Origin of the sequence: Acidianus sp. HS-5 (assembly GCF_021655615.1) — an archaeon.
Classification (GTDB): Archaea; Thermoproteota; Thermoprotei_A; order Sulfolobales; family Sulfolobaceae; genus Acidianus.
Window position 1 is genome coordinate 986351 of sequence record NZ_AP025245.1, and the last position, 16201, is coordinate 1002551.

15 protein-coding genes are annotated in these 16201 nt (G+C 34.7%); 4 read left to right on the forward strand and 11 right to left on the reverse strand.

The features are described from left to right. Positions 1 to 20: 20 nt before the first annotated feature. From HS5_RS05330 to HS5_RS05355, 6 genes are read right to left on the reverse strand one after another with little or no spacing between them, the layout of a single operon-like run. The gene (locus HS5_RS05330) at positions 21 to 1103 is read right to left on the reverse strand and encodes an FAD-binding oxidoreductase (RefSeq protein WP_236753135.1); all 1083 of its coding nucleotides are present in this window, start codon (positions 1101 to 1103) and stop codon (positions 21 to 23) included. Next, positions 1100 to 1735 (reverse strand): hypothetical protein, encoded by a 636-nt coding sequence (locus HS5_RS05335; protein WP_236753136.1) that lies wholly within the window; start codon positions 1733 to 1735, stop codon positions 1100 to 1102. The genes HS5_RS05330 and HS5_RS05335 overlap by 4 nt, the downstream gene beginning before the upstream one ends. Then, positions 1728 to 1934: a MoaD/ThiS family protein gene (locus HS5_RS05340; protein ID WP_236753137.1), complete on the reverse strand. Its 207-nt coding sequence runs from the start codon at positions 1932 to 1934 to the stop codon at positions 1728 to 1730. Before HS5_RS05340 ends, HS5_RS05335 begins: the two co-directional genes overlap by 8 nt. A gap of 4 nt (positions 1935 to 1938) precedes the next feature. Then, the gene (locus HS5_RS05345; RefSeq protein ID WP_236753138.1) at positions 1939 to 2748 is read right to left on the reverse strand and encodes a hypothetical protein; all 810 of its coding nucleotides are present in this window, start codon (positions 2746 to 2748) and stop codon (positions 1939 to 1941) included. Beyond that, a complete protein-coding gene (locus tag HS5_RS05350) occupies positions 2748 to 4448 on the reverse strand; it encodes a glycosyltransferase (RefSeq protein ID WP_236753139.1) in 1701 nt (566 codons plus the stop codon). The genes HS5_RS05345 and HS5_RS05350 overlap by 1 nt, the downstream gene beginning before the upstream one ends. After that, a complete protein-coding gene (locus HS5_RS05355; protein WP_236753140.1) occupies positions 4435 to 5775 on the reverse strand; it encodes a glycoside hydrolase family 57 protein in 1341 nt (446 codons plus the stop codon). Before HS5_RS05355 ends, HS5_RS05350 begins: the two co-directional genes overlap by 14 nt. A 33-nt stretch (positions 5776 to 5808) precedes the next feature. Here HS5_RS05355 and HS5_RS05360 point away from each other — a divergent pair, with 33 nt between their 5' ends. The 3 genes from HS5_RS05360 to HS5_RS05370 are packed head-to-tail and all read left to right on the forward strand — an operon-like array spanning position 5809 to position 10746. Further along, positions 5809 to 7053, forward strand: a complete 1245-nt coding sequence (locus HS5_RS05360) for an NDP-sugar synthase (RefSeq protein WP_236753141.1) — start codon at positions 5809 to 5811, stop codon at positions 7051 to 7053. A gap of 5 nt (positions 7054 to 7058) precedes the next feature. Next, complete coding sequence (locus tag HS5_RS05365; protein ID WP_236753142.1) at positions 7059 to 8924, forward strand: glycoside hydrolase family 15 protein; 1866 nt, start codon at positions 7059 to 7061, stop codon at positions 8922 to 8924. Next, positions 8911 to 10746, forward strand: a complete 1836-nt coding sequence (locus HS5_RS05370) for an amylo-alpha-1,6-glucosidase (RefSeq protein ID WP_236753143.1) — start codon at positions 8911 to 8913, stop codon at positions 10744 to 10746. The genes HS5_RS05365 and HS5_RS05370 overlap by 14 nt, the downstream gene beginning before the upstream one ends. A 15-nt stretch (positions 10747 to 10761) precedes the next feature. Here the strand turns inward: HS5_RS05370 and HS5_RS05375 are convergent, their stop codons facing one another. Both HS5_RS05375 and HS5_RS05380 read right to left on the reverse strand, forming a co-directional pair. Then, entirely contained in the window at positions 10762 to 12177 is a 1416-nt protein-coding gene (locus HS5_RS05375; protein ID WP_236753144.1) for a phenylacetate--CoA ligase family protein, read from the reverse strand. A gap of 31 nt (positions 12178 to 12208) precedes the next feature. Further along, positions 12209 to 13375 carry a 3-hydroxyacyl-CoA dehydrogenase gene (locus HS5_RS05380; protein ID WP_236753145.1) on the reverse strand — a complete coding sequence of 389 codons (1167 nt, stop codon included), beginning with the start codon at positions 13373 to 13375 and terminating at the stop codon, positions 12209 to 12211. A 58-nt stretch (positions 13376 to 13433) separates the two neighbouring features. On the opposite strand from HS5_RS05380, the gene HS5_RS05385 reads away from it, so the two are divergent. Then, positions 13434 to 14522 (forward strand): zinc-binding dehydrogenase, encoded by a 1089-nt coding sequence (locus HS5_RS05385; protein ID WP_236753146.1) that lies wholly within the window; start codon positions 13434 to 13436, stop codon positions 14520 to 14522. Here the strand turns inward: HS5_RS05385 and HS5_RS05390 are convergent, their stop codons facing one another. The 3 genes from HS5_RS05390 to HS5_RS05400 are packed head-to-tail and all read right to left on the reverse strand — an operon-like array spanning position 14523 to position 15979. Then, positions 14523 to 14912 carry a CBS domain-containing protein gene (locus HS5_RS05390; protein WP_236753147.1) on the reverse strand — a complete coding sequence of 130 codons (390 nt, stop codon included), beginning with the start codon at positions 14910 to 14912 and terminating at the stop codon, positions 14523 to 14525. Positions 14913 to 14944: 32 nt separating this feature from the next. Further along, positions 14945 to 15169, reverse strand: coding sequence for a hypothetical protein (locus HS5_RS05395; RefSeq protein ID WP_236753148.1), 225 nt, complete (start codon positions 15167 to 15169; stop codon positions 14945 to 14947). A 54-nt stretch (positions 15170 to 15223) separates the two neighbouring features. After that, on the reverse strand, positions 15224 to 15979 hold the full coding sequence (locus tag HS5_RS05400; RefSeq protein ID WP_236753149.1) for a hypothetical protein: 756 nt from the start codon (positions 15977 to 15979) through the stop codon (positions 15224 to 15226). Positions 15980 to 16201 lie beyond the last annotated feature (222 nt).

Consider the following 16201-nt stretch of genomic DNA (forward strand, 5'->3'; position numbering starts at 1 on the left):
TCGATTTACACTGGGACTATTTAAAATTTAACATACCGTGAAATGTAGCCTAAATCTTTCAATTTGCCTAGGACTAAATCTGTAGTATATTTACCCATTGCAGGTGCATAACTCCAGCCCAGCCTACAAGCTCCAGTAGTAATTGTTACATTACCTCTTTTTCCTATTATTGGAAAACCGTCTGGAGAACAAGGTCTAAAACCCATGTTCATCTCATAGATATATGAGATATCGATTATTTTGGAAGTCTTTTCCAAAACTAACTGTGCTCTGCTTGAATCATAAGAATTGTCAGCATCAAATCCCCCAGTTATTTTTATAAAATCATCAAAAGGCGAAATAGCTATTCCGTCATCTACTAAAACCATAGGCTTGTTATATTTAGGAGTTCCTTTAACTCTGTAACCGTACCCTTTAAATGCGGTAACTGGCAAGCTAGTAATAAACCTAGTAGTCCAAACGCCAGTAGCTAACACAATTTCATCAAAATCTTTCAATTCAGTCATATTTTGTACTTCCTTATTTACCATTTTAACTCCTTGGAGTTCACTCCTCATTCTATCTATAAATTTCTCTGTAGAGATTCTTGAAAGTTCTGGGAAAAATATTGCTCCAGCGAATCCTTCAAAATCGACTTTCTCAAATCTTGGATTAAATGGACTTTTCTTCTCATCTTCTAATCCTTTTTCTAGATCCTCTCCCCTTAAATAAACTTCATATAGCCCATCATCCTTATAATCAAAATCATTCCTTTCCTCAGCCATTGTCTTATATGTTTTCAAAGAAAATTCTGCCATTTCCTTCATTGTTTCCCATGCTTCTTCTGGAGGATTTTTATTTAAATTATAAATCAACTCCTTTAGCCATAGCTTATTAACGTTTCTTATATATGTAGTACCCCTCATACTATATTTCAACATCTTCAAAATCATACTTACGGAGTTTATTTTATCAAACCTGTAAGGCTCAATTAATCCTGCTGCATGGATAGAATAACTTCCTAAGTCAGCCTTCTCAAAAACTGTTACATCTACATCTTCCTTCTTTAAAAAATATGCTGTAAATAATCCTACTATTCCTCCGCCTATTATTGCAACTTTCATTTCAATTCACTCAATATTTTTACTGCTATTTTCTTAATATTACTTTCTTTAGTTGAAAGTTCCTCTAAATATTTTATTTGGTTTAATATATTTTCTTTAGTTATAAAACCTTGTTTTATTAATTCCAAAGAATACTTCCAGGCGTAAATCCTCACTGAAGGCTTCTTATGGTTTAAAAATTCATAATATCTCTCTTTATCGGAAGGTTGAATAATACCTACTACAACTAATTTAGGAAACAACTTCCACGCTTTTTTCCTAATTGTTGGATAATAACTTCTTAATAGTCTCCAAAAAGCATACCTGGAAGAAATTATTATATCTCTTGGTACAAGTTCATATTTTAGGATATCCTCCACGTGTTCCCAGGCAGAGATCTTTATTTTATCTGAGTTAGCAACTAGAGTCCTTTCAATTCCTTCAATTGTAAGCATCTTATAAACTTCAAGGTGATTCCAAGCATCGTCTCTTACTCCTTGTAAAGGAAACCATAAAAGGGATCTAAAAAATCCCCTATTTTCAAGTAAGCTAGAATAATATCCTGACTTTACAGTATCTAATACTTCTCTCCATGCTTTTTGTCTAATCTCTTGATCAGGGTTTTTAAGATCTTTAAGCTTCAATTTATCCACCAGACGCAGTAAGTATTACGGTTAATTTATCTCCGTCCTTAATCCTCTCGTCCTCTATAATCGGAGTTCCATCTCTAAGAACTACTGTACCTTGTACAGTATATCCCAAGTTCTTTAAAAGATCTCTAACCTTATAATGATCAGGAACCTCAAGAGATTTAGTAATATTCTCTCTTGCCAAGTTTACCTCAACTTTCATAAGTTTAAGCTATATCTCTTAGCGTTTTTAAATTTTCCAAACAATATAGTAGTAGACTTACTTCATTCTCGTCTTTAGTATGAAAAGAAATTCCGTCTCCAATTATACAGTTCTCTGGCGTATCTAGCCTAAACCTTCCACAAATCCTTGTAAGAGAAGAAGATATATTCTTAATTTTACCTATTTCATCGTAGATAATTCCTTCACCTTCCTTAGTATTTATGTTTCCCTTATATTTCCCGTTAATTATTTGTAGAAGTGATATATATTTTGATACAATGCAAAAATACGGAATATCTATAATTCTGAATCTTACTCCAAATAACTCAACAAATTTATCTTCAAACCTTACGTCTAATTCTTTACATTGCGTTAATTCTTTTTGCGTATATGTAGGCATTTTTAACTCGTTAGATAAAGCATAAAACTCGTCAATTTCACCTACTACTTCGCCATTAACTCCTTGATACCTCATCAGATAATTAATATACTCATCATCACCTATTTTACCTTCTAAAAATTCTAAAGACTTCTTATTCAATTCATTATCCTTAATTTCAGTCTTTAATATAAGATAATTTCCGTAGCCAAAAGTAGGAATATATTGTAATAAATACTTATCAAGAAAGAAATATTTTATACCTTTATTAATTGTATAAAACAATTTATTTAGAATATCTAAAGGGATCTTACTAACGTCTAAAGTCATTCCATCAGAATGAAAATACTCTTCATTACCTCTGATAATTTGAAAACTACCGTAATCGTAGAGTGTAATATCTTTATCTTTTATTCCTTGTTTGCATATGAGCATTACATATACGCCAAAGCTCTGTATTTTGCCATAAGTAAGCTTTTCTCATAACAATTAAGTACTGAACTTGCTATCTTATTCCACCTAAAGTTATCCTCAACTCTTTTAACAGAATTCTCTCTAACTACGGACCAAGTATGTACGTCGTCGGTCTTATAAATATAGCTCCTGTTAAGATAACTCCTATCTTCATTCTCGTCAGCTAAGGATAAGTGAACTGCGGTCTTAATTGCTGTAGCTAATGATGAGATACTTTCCGGCTCAACTAGGAATCCCGTTCCGTCCTTATTCCACCTTAAATCTAAAATTGACTCACTTAATCCGCCTACGGAATAAGCTATTACTGGAGTCCCCACGGCCATCGCTTCTATTGCATTAATACCAAAAGGCTCCCATCTTGATGGAACTACAAACACTGAAGAAACGTAATGCATTACTTTATATATTTCGGGATTAATGTTGTGAGAAATTAAGAGTCTAACGTTATTTCTAATTTCCGCAGATCTGTCTATTATATCTTGTAATAGACCGTAATCCCCTGCTGGTACTCCTAAAACTATCAGCCTTGCATTCCAAATTTCGCTAACAACGTCTTTAAAAGCTCTAAGGAGCAAGTCTATTCCTTTCTGGTAAACTATTCTCCCAGTAAAAAGGACTAAAGGACCGTCTTGAAGTTCTTCAGTAGACCAGTCATCTTTTATGCCTATTCTATACCTATTATTCCATAGCATATTTCCAGACGTATAATCCTCAGGAATTGCCTTTTGGATTGAAATTAGCTTATATGCTGACTTTCTAGCAATTTTCCTATCTGCAGTGCCAAAGTACTTTATAGAAAGTGCGCTAGCCTCATTTAGTTTCCAATCTGTACCGTTGTAAGTAACGCAACTTTTGTTCTCCATGAAGTTTCCTATAAAAGGAAAGACATCGTAATTAAGGTAATTCTTACTGACTGTAGCTATTATGTCAGACTCATAAGCTCCGAACCTTTCTATTTTGCCTTCACAGTAGTCCCACAAAACGCTAGTTTTATACGCTATATGCTTTGCAACCATCCAAATATAATGATAGTAATCCTCCAAGCCTCCCCAATCGGGAGACGCATAATGCCAGGGAGCTCCAACTTTATTTAGCAAATGAATTGTGTACATTAAAGGTACTATAACTCTCCTCTGTTCAAACATTAATTTTGCCTTTACTCCTGCTAAAACTGAATGCCAATCATTGACGTGAATTATAGAAGGTACATCGTCTAAGCCTATATTTTGAATCAAGCCTTCGACAGCCCTAGCTAAAAGTGCTGATTTTTCCATTGCGTAATCATATATTCCCCAAGAATCCATCAATCTGCCAGTGTCGTAATCTAAGCCCTTAGCTAGCATTATCTTCATTCCATCCAACTCTCCTATTTCAAATCCTAACTTGTATGGATAGTAAGCTCCGTTCATTCCTTTCCTAGCACCGTAAATTCCTATTCCAGAATCTCTAAGTTTCAGTAAACCCCTATAATAATCGTTCATATGCCTCCTGTGACTGGGCATTATTACAGTAACTTGCTTGCCCATCGAAGCTAATTCCTTACCTAAATTATATACTGCAGTACCCAAGCCACCCATGCTAGCTATTTTAGATAATTCAAAGGTAATCAACCATATTTTTTCAACTTTATCTGGAATCCATAGAGATTCAATCCTTTTCATTTCCCAACCACTCCTTTAGATACTTTAAATGGTCTTTCAAACTCTCATCCCTTTTGATTATCTCTTCAAATTCCTTTTTATCCCATGCTACTGAACTTCTTCTTCCATTCTTAACGAAGAAGAAAGGCTCATTATTTACTCCAAGTTTATGAAGTTCCTCTCTAAGGAAAGTATTTATTGCATAAAATTCATTTATAAACGCATCTATAGGAGTTGAATACGCATTAAAGTAATTGTGGACCTCCGCAGGCCCTCCTCCCCCTATAAATAAGTAATAATAATTATCACTAGTAGTAAAATACTTCCAAGCTTTCAAGTAATCTCCCTCTAATTCCTTTGAAGGCATTTCACTTCTCCTTACTGCCTCATCATACGCCCATTGCATTATATTTCCTAACCAACTACTTTCATCCTTATTTATGTCAGCCCATGATGAAGTACCTTGTATATCAATATCGTAATAAGAGTCATTTAATAATTCCCTTGGTAATGTAAACTTTACACCTCTTTTATTTAATTCCCTTGGTAACCATCTTAGGAAATCTAAAATTCCAGACTCAGGCCAATGGTGTTCTCCAAAGGTTTCGTAATCTACAAATATTGTAATTGCCTGCCCAGGAGAATCTTTAACCCAATTTGCAAATTTATCAGCAGTTAAAGGATATTGATCCCAATTTCTAGAAGAAAATCTAAATGCTATATCATCACTTAACCTGTAATTTCTAAAGAAGATTGTAAGGCCATTTCTTTTATATACAAAATTAGGGCTTTTGCCCTTCAAAATACTATCTTTGCCTTCCATCATTATTCCTTTGTAACCTGCTTCCTGAACCATGTCTAAAATTTGAGGATTAGTTAAAAGTTCCGTATTTTCAAAAACTTGTGGTTCCTGTTTAAAATATTCCTTTATTATCTCCTTTTGCTCTTTAACTTGTTCCTTCCACTCAGTTTTATCTTCCCACAATGAGGTAACGGAATGATAATAGGTTTGACCTAAAAATTCTACTTTTTTTGTTGATGAAAGGACTTGAAAAAGTTCTAAAACATCCTTACCCCACTTTTCAGCCTGCTCTATAAACGTTCCTGAAAGGGAAAAGAAGAACTTCACTTCCCTACCTTCATCTTCCGCGTTCTCAATTTCTTCTAAGATAATTTTAGTTGCAGGAATGTAGCACTTCCTTTTAACTCGCTCGAATATCTCCTTATTTGATTCCATATCAAAGAATCGCTCTATGGTATTCCCTTTAAATCTAGGATTCCAGAAGGCGTCTTTTCTAATTCTAAAAGGCTGATGAACCTCAAAGCCGAGTATTATTTTGTCTACCATAAACTCTTATATGGTGTATATAATAAAAATTATATGGAATGGAAGATTGAAGATATTAAAGTTATTATTCCAATAGGCGGTGAAGCTACAAGATTAAGACCTTTAACCATAGAAACTTCTAAGGCAACAGTAAGACTACTTAACAGGCCTTTAATAGAATTTTCCATCTATGAATTAGCAAAACAAGGAGTAAAAGAATTCATATTCGGAGTAAGAGGATACATAAATTATAGATCTCTCTTTGACTCATTCAGGGAAGGAATTGGCTTTTCAGCAAGGTATAAAATAAAACCTAGAATACACTTTAAATATCAACCTAGAGTTGACAGTATTGGAAATGCAGATAGTGTTAAAATTAATATGGAATACTATAGAATAAATGATATTACTCTAATAATTCAAGGGGACAATATTTTTAGATTAGATGTAAAAAAATTGATCAACTATCATTTAGATAAAAAGGCAATGATGACTATAGTGCTGAAGAAATGGGATAGTGTAGAAGAGTTTGGAGTAGCAGATATAGATAAAGACTTAAGAATAAAAAGGTTTGTTGAGAAACCAAAGAAGGAAGAGGCTCCCTCAAATCTTATCAACACAGGAATTTATGTTCTATCCCCTGAAATTAGAAAGGTATTTGAAAGCGATGAAGTTGTAAAAATGAGAGAAGAAGGGAAAATGGACTTTGGAAAAGATATCATACCTTACCTGATAAACCACGGCTATCCAGTTTACGGCTATGTAATGGAGGATATTTGGTTTGATGTAGGCACTCCAGACAGATATTTAGATGCTATGCAGACTTTACTTTCAACGTTACCAGATTCAGAAATAGGAGGGAAAAGAATAGATGAAGATAAAAGGATCTTTGTCCAAGGAACTTCTCCAGACTCAATAAGGAGAAGAAATATAATAATTTCAAAATATAAGAAAGGTAAAATAAAAGTTGAAGGAAACACCTTAATAGGTAGGCATTGCCAAATAGGTAATGCTATATATATAGAGAACTCCGTAATAGATAATTTTACAATCGTCAAAAATAATGCAAAAATTGTAAAAAGCTCAATAATGGATAGAGTTTACTTAGGAAATGATGTTGAAATACAGAATTCAATAATCGGTAGGCATGTAGAAATTAGGGATGGAGCTAAGATAATAAACAGTGTAATAGCTGATGATGTAACTATTGGAGAGAATTCAGAGATTGTAAATTCAAGAATTTACCCCCACAGAGTTATAAACTCCGGAAGTAAGCTTCATGATACAATACTAACGTGAGATAAATGAGATATGCAAGCATAGGCAATGGAAGAATATTGGTAAACCTTGATGAATTTGGAAGGATAGTTGATTTTTATTTCCCATATATAGGGATGGAAAATCAAACTTCTGGAAATTCAATTAGATACGCTTTTTGGGTAGACAATAAAGTAATCCTTGACACGGATTTAACTACATCATTAAGTTACTTGGATGATAGTAACATAATACAAATAGAATCAAAAAAGGATTGGCTAAGCCTCTCATCCTTTGCCTTCATAGATCCCGATTCTCCTACATATTACTTAATAATGAAAATTTTAAATAATAGTGGAGAAAATAAGAGAATAAAGATATTTTTTACTCATGATTTTAATATATATTCTAACCCTTTTGGAGATACTGCATTATTTGATCCATACACTTCATCTATTATACATTACAAATCTAAAAGATATTTAGGAATAAAATTACTTTCATCAGGTTCATTTGATGTGGAGTATAATACTACGAAAGGAAACCCTTTAGATGATGTTTATGATGGAAAACTAGATCAAAATCCTATAGCCCACGGTAATGTACAGTCTTCTATAGGGATGGAGATAAAGGTTAATTCTTCATCATCAGCAAAAATATACTATGTAATAACTGCAGATAGAAACCTTGACGACTTAAGAAGAAAGCTTACTAAACTAAATACAGCAGAAATAGAATCCAACTTCGTTTCAACTTACATGTTTTGGAAGAGCTGGGTTAATAAGGAGAGCAAAGAAAGAACTTCCTTAAATAAGTTGTATAATATAAGTCTTTTTGTCATAAAGAATCACATGGATATAAATGGTTCATTCATTGCTTCCTCAGACTTTTCGTTCGTTAATCTGTACGGAGATTCATACCAATACTGTTGGCCAAGAGATTGTGCATACTCTGCATATGCATTAGATGTTTCAGGATACGGAGAGTTGGCAGTTAGGCATTTTAATTTTATAAAAGATTTAGTAAGCTCAGAAGGATTCCTTTACCACAAGTATAATCCTAATAAAAGCTTGGCAAGCTCTTGGCATCCTTGGATATATAGAGGAAAAGGAATTTACCCGATACAAGAAGATGAAACTGCACTGGAAATTTGGGCAATAGGAAGTCACTACGAGAGATATAGGGATTTAGATGAATTAATCGAAATATATAAAAAATTTGTAAAGCCTGGTCTTCAATTCGTTATGGATTTCATGGAAGACGGCTTACCAAAGTATTCCTTTGACTTGTGGGAAGAGAGGTACGGAATACACATTTACACTGTAGCTACAGTATATGGAGCTCTAACAAAAGGCTCCATATTAGCTGAAGGAATGGGAGATGAAACCTTAGCGGAGGATTCTATAGAAGTAGCAAAAACATTAAAGGATGAAGTCAAAAAACGCATGGCTTACAACGGTAGATTTATTAGAAGAATAGATGAAAACGGAAACAAAGATCTGACAATAGATGCTAGTATGTATGCTCCTTACTTCTTTGGAATGTTTAATCCTGCAGACGAACTAGTCCAAAATACTATGGAATCAATATCCCAAAAATTAAATGTAAATGATGGAATAATAAGATACGAAAATGACTATTATCAACGCAGGAAACAATTACCTAATCCTTGGATAATAACTACATTATGGTTGGCAGAATATTATACAAATATAGGTAAAATGTCTGAAGCTGAAAAACTAATAAATTGGGTTGTTAATAGAGCCACAAAATCAGGACTTCTACCGGAACAAGTAGATCCAGAGACATTCGAGTCGGTCTCAGTAATTCCACTAGTGTGGTCACATGCTGAGTATATAATTGCTTTAAATAAATATGAAAGCATAAAGAAGAAAGAGTATGATAAACCCTGAGGAATGTGAAGACAGAGAATGGATAATACCTACTGACACTGGCGGCTATGTTTCATCAACTATTTGCGGTATAAACGCAAGAACTTACCACGGGTATTTAATTGTACCTGAAAATCCGCCCCATTTTAGACATTTAATTCTTTCAAAATTTGAAGATTTCTTTATTCAAAACGGCATAGATTATCCCATGTCCACAAATAGGTATAATTTCCAGGTTTACTACCCTGAAGGGTATAAGTTTCTCAATAGATTTATTCAAGGTTCAAATTTCGTAATTTGGGAATATAACTTTGAAAATTCTTTAGTCAGAAAAACGCTAGTTGTTAATAAAGGAACAAACTCCGTAACAATAACTTATGAAAGCGATAAGGGAATATTCAGAATCTGCCCATTGATAACATATAGAAGTCATCATGTAGCTCTGAAAGAAAGACCAGGGTTCTTTGACTTCCAAACTAAAGGAAATACAATTACTATAATACTTAATGATAATAAAATACTCAATTTTAAAATAGAAGGAGACTTTAGCATAGAGAACACGGGTTACTGGTATTATAACTTCTTTTATAAACTGGATTACGAGAGGGGCTCTAATTACCTTGAAGATTTATACAATCCCTTCTGCATAACTAGTAAAAATAAAGAAATTAGCATAACAGCTTACGTAGATAACTACGTAAAATCAACTAAAATCCATCTAAAGAAAGACGTACTTCAACTTCTGTCCTCTGCAGGAAGAGATTTCGTTGTAAGAGGAAAAGAAGGATGGGCAATAATAGCTGGCTATCATTGGTTTGATGAATGGGGAAGAGATTCATTCATATCATTAGAAGGGTTAGTTTTGCTTAACGGAGAATACAATACAGCTAAAGATATAATATCAAGGTATTTAGATTTTGAGGAAAAGGGGTTTATCCCAAACGGTTTCCTGCACAACGGAGAACCCATTTATAGAGGAGTCGACGTTTCCCTGTGGGCAATAAACGCGATTTATAAATATTATATGTATTCTAGAGACTTAGAATTCATAAAAAAGATCTTCCCAAAACTTACGGAAATTACTAATTGGTACTGGAAAGGTAACGGAATAGTGGAAACAATTAACGGTTTACTGTTTCACACTGGCGCGCCTAGAACATGGATGGATGCTGAATTCGACACTACTGTAGTAACTCCAAGAGAAGGGGCAGCAGTGGAAATCAACGCTTTATGGTATAACGCCTTAAAAATAATGGACTTCTTTTCTAAAGAATTGAAGATAAACTCAGATGAATTCGAAATAAAGGCAGAAAAGGTAAAAGCACAATTCATGGAGAAATTCGCATCTCCTTGGGGACTTTACGATTATTTAAATCCTGACCTAACTCCTGATAATTCAATAAGACCAAACCAGATTTTCGCTTTTTCTTTACCTTTTAACATAGTAAACGAAAACATAGGAAGAAAAATAGTTGATACAATAGAAAAGGAGCTCTTAAGGCCATACGGTTTAAGCACACTATCAAAAAACGATAAGAGGTATATTCCTTTTTATAGAGGAGATAGAAGAAAAAGAGATCTAGCTTACCATAACGGACCTATATGGCCCTGGTTAATAGGTGCATATATAGATGCAAAAATTAAACTGGAGAAGGACAACGTAATAGAAGTAAAAAAATTAATAAATTATCTACAACCTCTAATTAATATCGCAATAGGAAATAATGGATTTATTCCTGAAATATTTGAAGATATCCCTCCTTATAAATGGGGAGGATGCATAGCCCAAGCGTGGAGTGTAGCCGAAGTCTTCAGATCTTTAAATAACATTATATCTTCTTAAGAAGAAGTAAAGAAATTATTTCTTCTTACGTTGGTCTACAAATACTTGCAATTTATAGCCTGTCCATATAGTCTCTCCTGGCTTTACCCACTCTATTTCAACGTCGTCCTTATCCAAACCCATCCTTTCAGCTAATTTTTGCCTAGCTTCCTCGTCGTATTTCCTATCAGGATTCCTTATTGTCTCTATCCTTATCTTAAGCTTATCCATTTCATTATCATAGACAAATATGTTGAACATACCCGTAGTCTCTGGAATTTCGTTTACAGCATCTTCAACATATATTGGCAGTAACAGTTTACCCTTAACCTTGAACATCCACTCAACTCTGCCGGGTATTGGTTCAGCAAACCTCATATGTGTTATACCATAAGTAGGATCTGGATCTGTTAAGAATTCATTCTTAACGTAATCCCCTAGACTATATCTTATTAGAGGCATTGTAAAGTGATTGAATAAAGTGGCTATCAGTTCTCCTCTCTCTCCTTCTGCAGCGGGCTCGTCAGTCTTAGGATCTACTATGTCAAACATTTCCATGTCCTCCCAAACTACTAACTGACCGGGTAAATTAGGAACTTCTATGGCCATATGCCCATCGGTGGTCCCCCAAACGCTTATGGCAAGTTTAGCATTAGGATGAACGGAAAAGAGCTTCTTCTTAGTGTTTTCCGCAGCAGCGCCTCCATGCAGTAATAAAACCTTGAAAGGAGTTTCCCAGCCTTCCTTTACTGCCTCCTCTCCTATTAACCTATGTAACCAAGGTGTTGTAGCCAAAACATCTACTTTCCAAAGTTTGAATATTAGGTTATGCCTGCTCTTCCAGCTAAAGTAAGTTTCTCCTCCTCCAGCAATTGCTGTAGCACCGCACCTCCACATTGCGGTCTCGACTAATGGTGGACCCCAGCTATAGAAACCGCTCATATTTAGATAATTAGCGTAAACGATTGTAGGCTTAACTCCTGCGAAAGTCCATAAATACCTTGCTTGACCTTCTTCAAAATAATCCATCTCTAACGCTCCCCACCCTTGAAAAGTCGGCATTCCTGTAGAGCCTGAAGTCGCTCCTACAAACCTTATTCTTCTAGCTAACTCAGGAACCATAATACTACCGAAAGGAGGATTTGCTTGCAAGTCTTTCCTTAACTCATCCTTTCTTAAAATCGGTATTTTAACTACATCCTTCCAGTCCTTTACCATGTCTGGCTCAAAACCTTTAGATTTCCAGAATTTCCTATAAAATCCAGAGTGGTCCCAAGCCCACTTTACAATTCTTTTTAGCCTAAAAGTCTTCAGCTTATCTAAATCCTCCCTTTTCATGGTCATTACTTTAGGATTCCACAGCTTATCGGAGTGTATATAATCAGCCCTAATGTATCCTTCATCCCTTAGTTCCTTATTTATTGCCTCATACTCTTGGAGAACCGAACTCATTTCTATCACCTACTTATACTATTTAAAAAATTTAAGCATATTTGTAGAATCCTTCAGAGTTTTTCTTACCTATTTTACCTTCCTTGACCATCTCCAAGAGTAAATCCTGAGGCTTATATGCCTCATACCCTTTTGCATATATGTCCTCGAGATTCCTTAAAATGTTATCAATACCTAGCTCATCTGCAATTTCTAGCAATCCTTTTGGGAAATTATAGCCATACTTCATCACATCATCAACTTCGTTAGGTTTAACAATATTGTTCTCAATTAACCAAGCTGCCTCATTAACAGCTAAAGATAATAACCTTGAAGGGTTAGCCTTAGAATCTGCAGGTAATTTAACCTTAGAATATTTATTCCCTGGATACTCGTAAAAACCTTTACCGGTCTTAACTCCCAATTCCTTCTTTTCGAGTTTTTCCTTAAATAATTTGCACGGAACATCTGAAGTACCTCTTTTTACCATGTTTTCCCAAAGGTCTACATCTATATCCAGGCCAACATAGTCAGAAAGCTCAAAGATACCCATAGGAAGACCTATCTTATTCCTAGCACAGCTATCAACTTCCTCTATGTTAGCTTCTCCGCTTTCAACCTCTCTACAAGCTTCTTGCATAAGCCTAAGAAATATTCTATTACCTATAAATCCAGGGACTTCTATCCTCAGCCTTACGGGAACTTTCCCCAGACTCTTGGCTAACTCTACAGTCTTGTTAGCAGTTTCCTCAGAAGTGTATTTAGATGGAATAACCTCAACTAACTTCATTATCTGCGGTGGGTTAAAGAAGTGCATTCCAATGACTTTTTCCTTCCTGTTAGTAAATTCAGCTATTTCTGAAATAGGTATGGAACTAGTATTAGTAGCTAGGATAGCATCCTTAGGAGCAATCTGATCAAGGCTCTGGAATACCTTTCTTTTCAAATCAAGGATTTCAGGAACGGCTTCAATTGCAAGGTCTATATCACTTGCAACATCATAAGAAGTCGACATTTCAATTCTAGAGAGGATTAAAGAAGGATCTTCCTTAACAAGACCTTTCTCGTAAAATTTTCTTAAAGATTCATCCATCTTCTGCTTAGCTCTATTTAGTATCTCCCATGAGATGTCTATTAACTTAACTTTATGTCCGTGAATTGCCAAAACTTCTGCAATCCCGTGTCCCATAGTTCCGGATCCAACTACAACAAATTTCATGACTTTACTAATAACAGAGAAGTTTATAAGGTTTAAATTCTATTAAATAATTTATACCATGAAAGGAGCCGTTCTTTATAAATATAATGAGCCTTTAAAAATTGAAGATAATCTAAAGATAGAGGCACCAAAAGAAGGAGAAGTTAAAGTCAAAATAGTTGCCACAGGAATGTGTCATTCAGATGTTAACGTTTTCGAAGGTAAAACCCCAGTACCTACTCCCGTAATTGCAGGGCATGAAATTGCAGGGATTGTTGAAGAAGTTGGACCAGGAGTAACTAGAGTAAAACCCGGAGACAGAGTAGTTTCAGCTTTCATACATCCTTGCGGTAAGTGTAGGAACTGTATTTCTGGACACGAAAACCTCTGCGAAACATTCTCGGCAGTAAGATTAAAGGGAACAATGATGGATGGAACTACAAGAGTAAGGCTTGATGGAAAGGAAGTGAGGACTTTCCTAGGCGGTGGATTTGCGGAGCACGCTATAGTTGGAGAAAATGCGCTCACCGTAGTTCCAAACGACATAGACTTAGAGAGGATTGCTGTATTAGGCTGTGCAGGACTTACTGGCTACGGTGCAGTAAACTCAGCAAAGATAGAACCAGGAGAATCTGTAGCAGTAATAGGTGTAGGAGGAGTAGGTTTATCAGTAATTCAACTGCTTAAAGCGAGTGGTGCCGGAAGGATGATAGCTGTAGGTACTAAAAAATGGAAATTAGATAGGGCAATGGAATTGGGAGCTACGGACGTAGTAAACTCTAAAGAAACTGATCCAATGAAAGCAATAAAGGAACTAACTAACGGAGGAGCAGACGTAGTAATAGAAGCAGGAGGAAATGAGGAGACAATAAAGATTGCCTTAGACTCTGTAAGAATAGGAGGAAGAGTAGTGCTTGTTGGTTTGCCTCCAGTAAATGCAATGATACCTTTTAGAGTTTCATCCATTGTTAGAAACGGAATAACAATAATAGGAAATTACGGAGGAAGACCTAGAATAGACATGCCTAGACTTCTGGATCTAGTGAGATTAGGTAAATACGATCCGTCTAAGCTTATAACTGGAAGGTTTAAGTTAGATGAAATAAATGAAGCTGTAAAATTACTTAATCAAGGAGAAGCAATTAGAAGCTTAATAATACCTTCTTAATCACCAGAAGCTTGCATCAGTAGTTATTAAACCCAGAGAACGAGCTACGTCCCTTAAGGAGATTACTCCAATTATTTTTCCGTTTTCGGTTATAACTAAATGCCTTATTTTATTATTAGTCATCAAGAGTGCTGCATCGCTTACATCAGTGCTAGCTTCTGCAGTTATTAAATTAGTTGACATAACCTTACTTGCAGGAGTCTCTAAAGGATAATCGTCTGCTATTGCTTGTATAATATCCCTTTCGGTTATTATTCCCTTAGGCGTATCACCTTCAACAACTAGAAGAGAGCCTATATTTTCCTTCCTCATGACCTTTGCACAGTCCTTAAGAGAAGCGGAAAAAGAAATAGCAACTGGAGGTCTATTAATTAATTCTTTGATTGACATCTATTAAATTCTTGAACAGAAGTAAAAAAGGGTTACTGGTTACTTTCGCCCATAACTTCCTTAAATACCTTCTCTGATGTAAAAAAGACGTCCACTCCTCCATCTCTTTCAACGAAAGTTATTTCGTCTAGACCGTAGAGAGTCTTAATAGTAAAAGATACTACTTTACCTGCAATTAAAGGAAAAACTTCATGATTTTCCTTTAATTTCCTAACTCTTTCTATAGCATCAAATAGAGTGAGATTTAATCTCTGCATGTAGCAAAGCAAAAAATAATTAAGTAAAGAGGCATAAGCGAAAGTTAAATGTATTTATTCTATACTGGGAAAATAATTTACTCCTAATAGCTCGGCACTGTACTGCTTACCATTAAGTAATACTGAAACCTTCAGAGGAAATGCAGGACTAATGCAGTTAAGATTTTTGCATACTTGTTGCGAGTTAGTAATTTCGTACACGTAAGTCGTCACTTCCTTCAAATACCCTGTAGTATTACCTATCTTTATTTCAGTAGCATTCTGAGGAAGTATTGCATATAATATTCCATCACACTTTACTAGATAATTACCTATAGGATATTTAGCATCAAATGGTACTTTTATAACTAAAGGATTGTGCTTATAACCATTAAGAAATGAACAAACTATCAGTTCATATTTTTCTGGTAATAATGTTGTCAAATTGGAATACCAAAGTCTATCGCTAGAATTGCAAGGAGGGCAAATATATAAAAGTACGTCCCTAAACCATATAGTTTGGTATGGGTATAAAGTATAGTTCATAGGACCAATAAATGGCAAAAACTCCCTTCCTTGAGGAAACGCTACATAAGTCTTGTTATTCTCAAAGTTCACAATTTTTATATTAAATGTACAGCATAACTGCGCTAAAGTGGTATTAGGCTTGAAAAGAGTAGTAACGTGTAATGTTACTGGCTTATTGCCTATATCAGTTAGATAAATAAAAACACAATAGTTTACTCCATTAAAACGAATCGTTACGTTTTCACTAATATTATTATAAATCATTTTACTACCGCTAGTGACGTAGACATTATCATAGATCACACTACATAATTTATGAGAAGGAATATGAACAAAATACTGACTATAAAAAATAATTAGGAGATACAACTATTATTATCAACAAGGGTATTAAATTCTAAATTAGGTGCAAAATAAAAGGTAAGTTTATCGTTAACTTTAATAAAATTATTGAAGTATACAACGAATCAAGAGTACGCAAAGTTTTATATCCTATAGCCAAAAATTTAACCAAAGCACAAGTAA

What these genes read in the sequence shown, in the direction of transcription:
- HS5_RS05330 (WP_236753135.1), bottom strand. Translation starts at nt 1,103, where the DNA reads ATGAAAGTTGCAATAATAGGCGGAGGAATAGTAGGATTATTTACAGCA.
- HS5_RS05340 (WP_236753137.1), bottom strand. Translation starts at nt 1,934, where the DNA reads ATGAAAGTTGAGGTAAACTTGGCAAGAGAGAATATTACTAAATCTCTT.
- HS5_RS05345 (WP_236753138.1), bottom strand. Translation starts at nt 2,748, where the DNA reads ATGCTCATATGCAAACAAGGAATAAAAGATAAAGATATTACACTCTAC.
- HS5_RS05350 (WP_236753139.1), bottom strand. Translation starts at nt 4,448, where the DNA reads ATGAAAAGGATTGAATCTCTATGGATTCCAGATAAAGTTGAAAAAATA.
- HS5_RS05355 (WP_236753140.1), bottom strand. Translation starts at nt 5,775, where the DNA reads ATGGTAGACAAAATAATACTCGGCTTTGAGGTTCATCAGCCTTTTAGA.
- HS5_RS05360 (WP_236753141.1), top strand. Translation starts at nt 5,809, where the DNA reads ATGGAATGGAAGATTGAAGATATTAAAGTTATTATTCCAATAGGCGGT.
- HS5_RS05365 (WP_236753142.1), top strand. Translation starts at nt 7,059, where the DNA reads ATGAGATATGCAAGCATAGGCAATGGAAGAATATTGGTAAACCTTGAT.
- HS5_RS05370 (WP_236753143.1), top strand. Translation starts at nt 8,911, where the DNA reads ATGATAAACCCTGAGGAATGTGAAGACAGAGAATGGATAATACCTACT.
- HS5_RS05375 (WP_236753144.1), bottom strand. Translation starts at nt 12,177, where the DNA reads ATGAGTTCGGTTCTCCAAGAGTATGAGGCAATAAATAAGGAACTAAGG.
- HS5_RS05380 (WP_236753145.1), bottom strand. Translation starts at nt 13,375, where the DNA reads ATGAAATTTGTTGTAGTTGGATCCGGAACTATGGGACACGGGATTGCA.
- HS5_RS05385 (WP_236753146.1), top strand. Translation starts at nt 13,434, where the DNA reads ATGAAAGGAGCCGTTCTTTATAAATATAATGAGCCTTTAAAAATTGAA.
- HS5_RS05390 (WP_236753147.1), bottom strand. Translation starts at nt 14,912, where the DNA reads ATGTCAATCAAAGAATTAATTAATAGACCTCCAGTTGCTATTTCTTTT.
- HS5_RS05395 (WP_236753148.1), bottom strand. Translation starts at nt 15,169, where the DNA reads ATGCAGAGATTAAATCTCACTCTATTTGATGCTATAGAAAGAGTTAGG.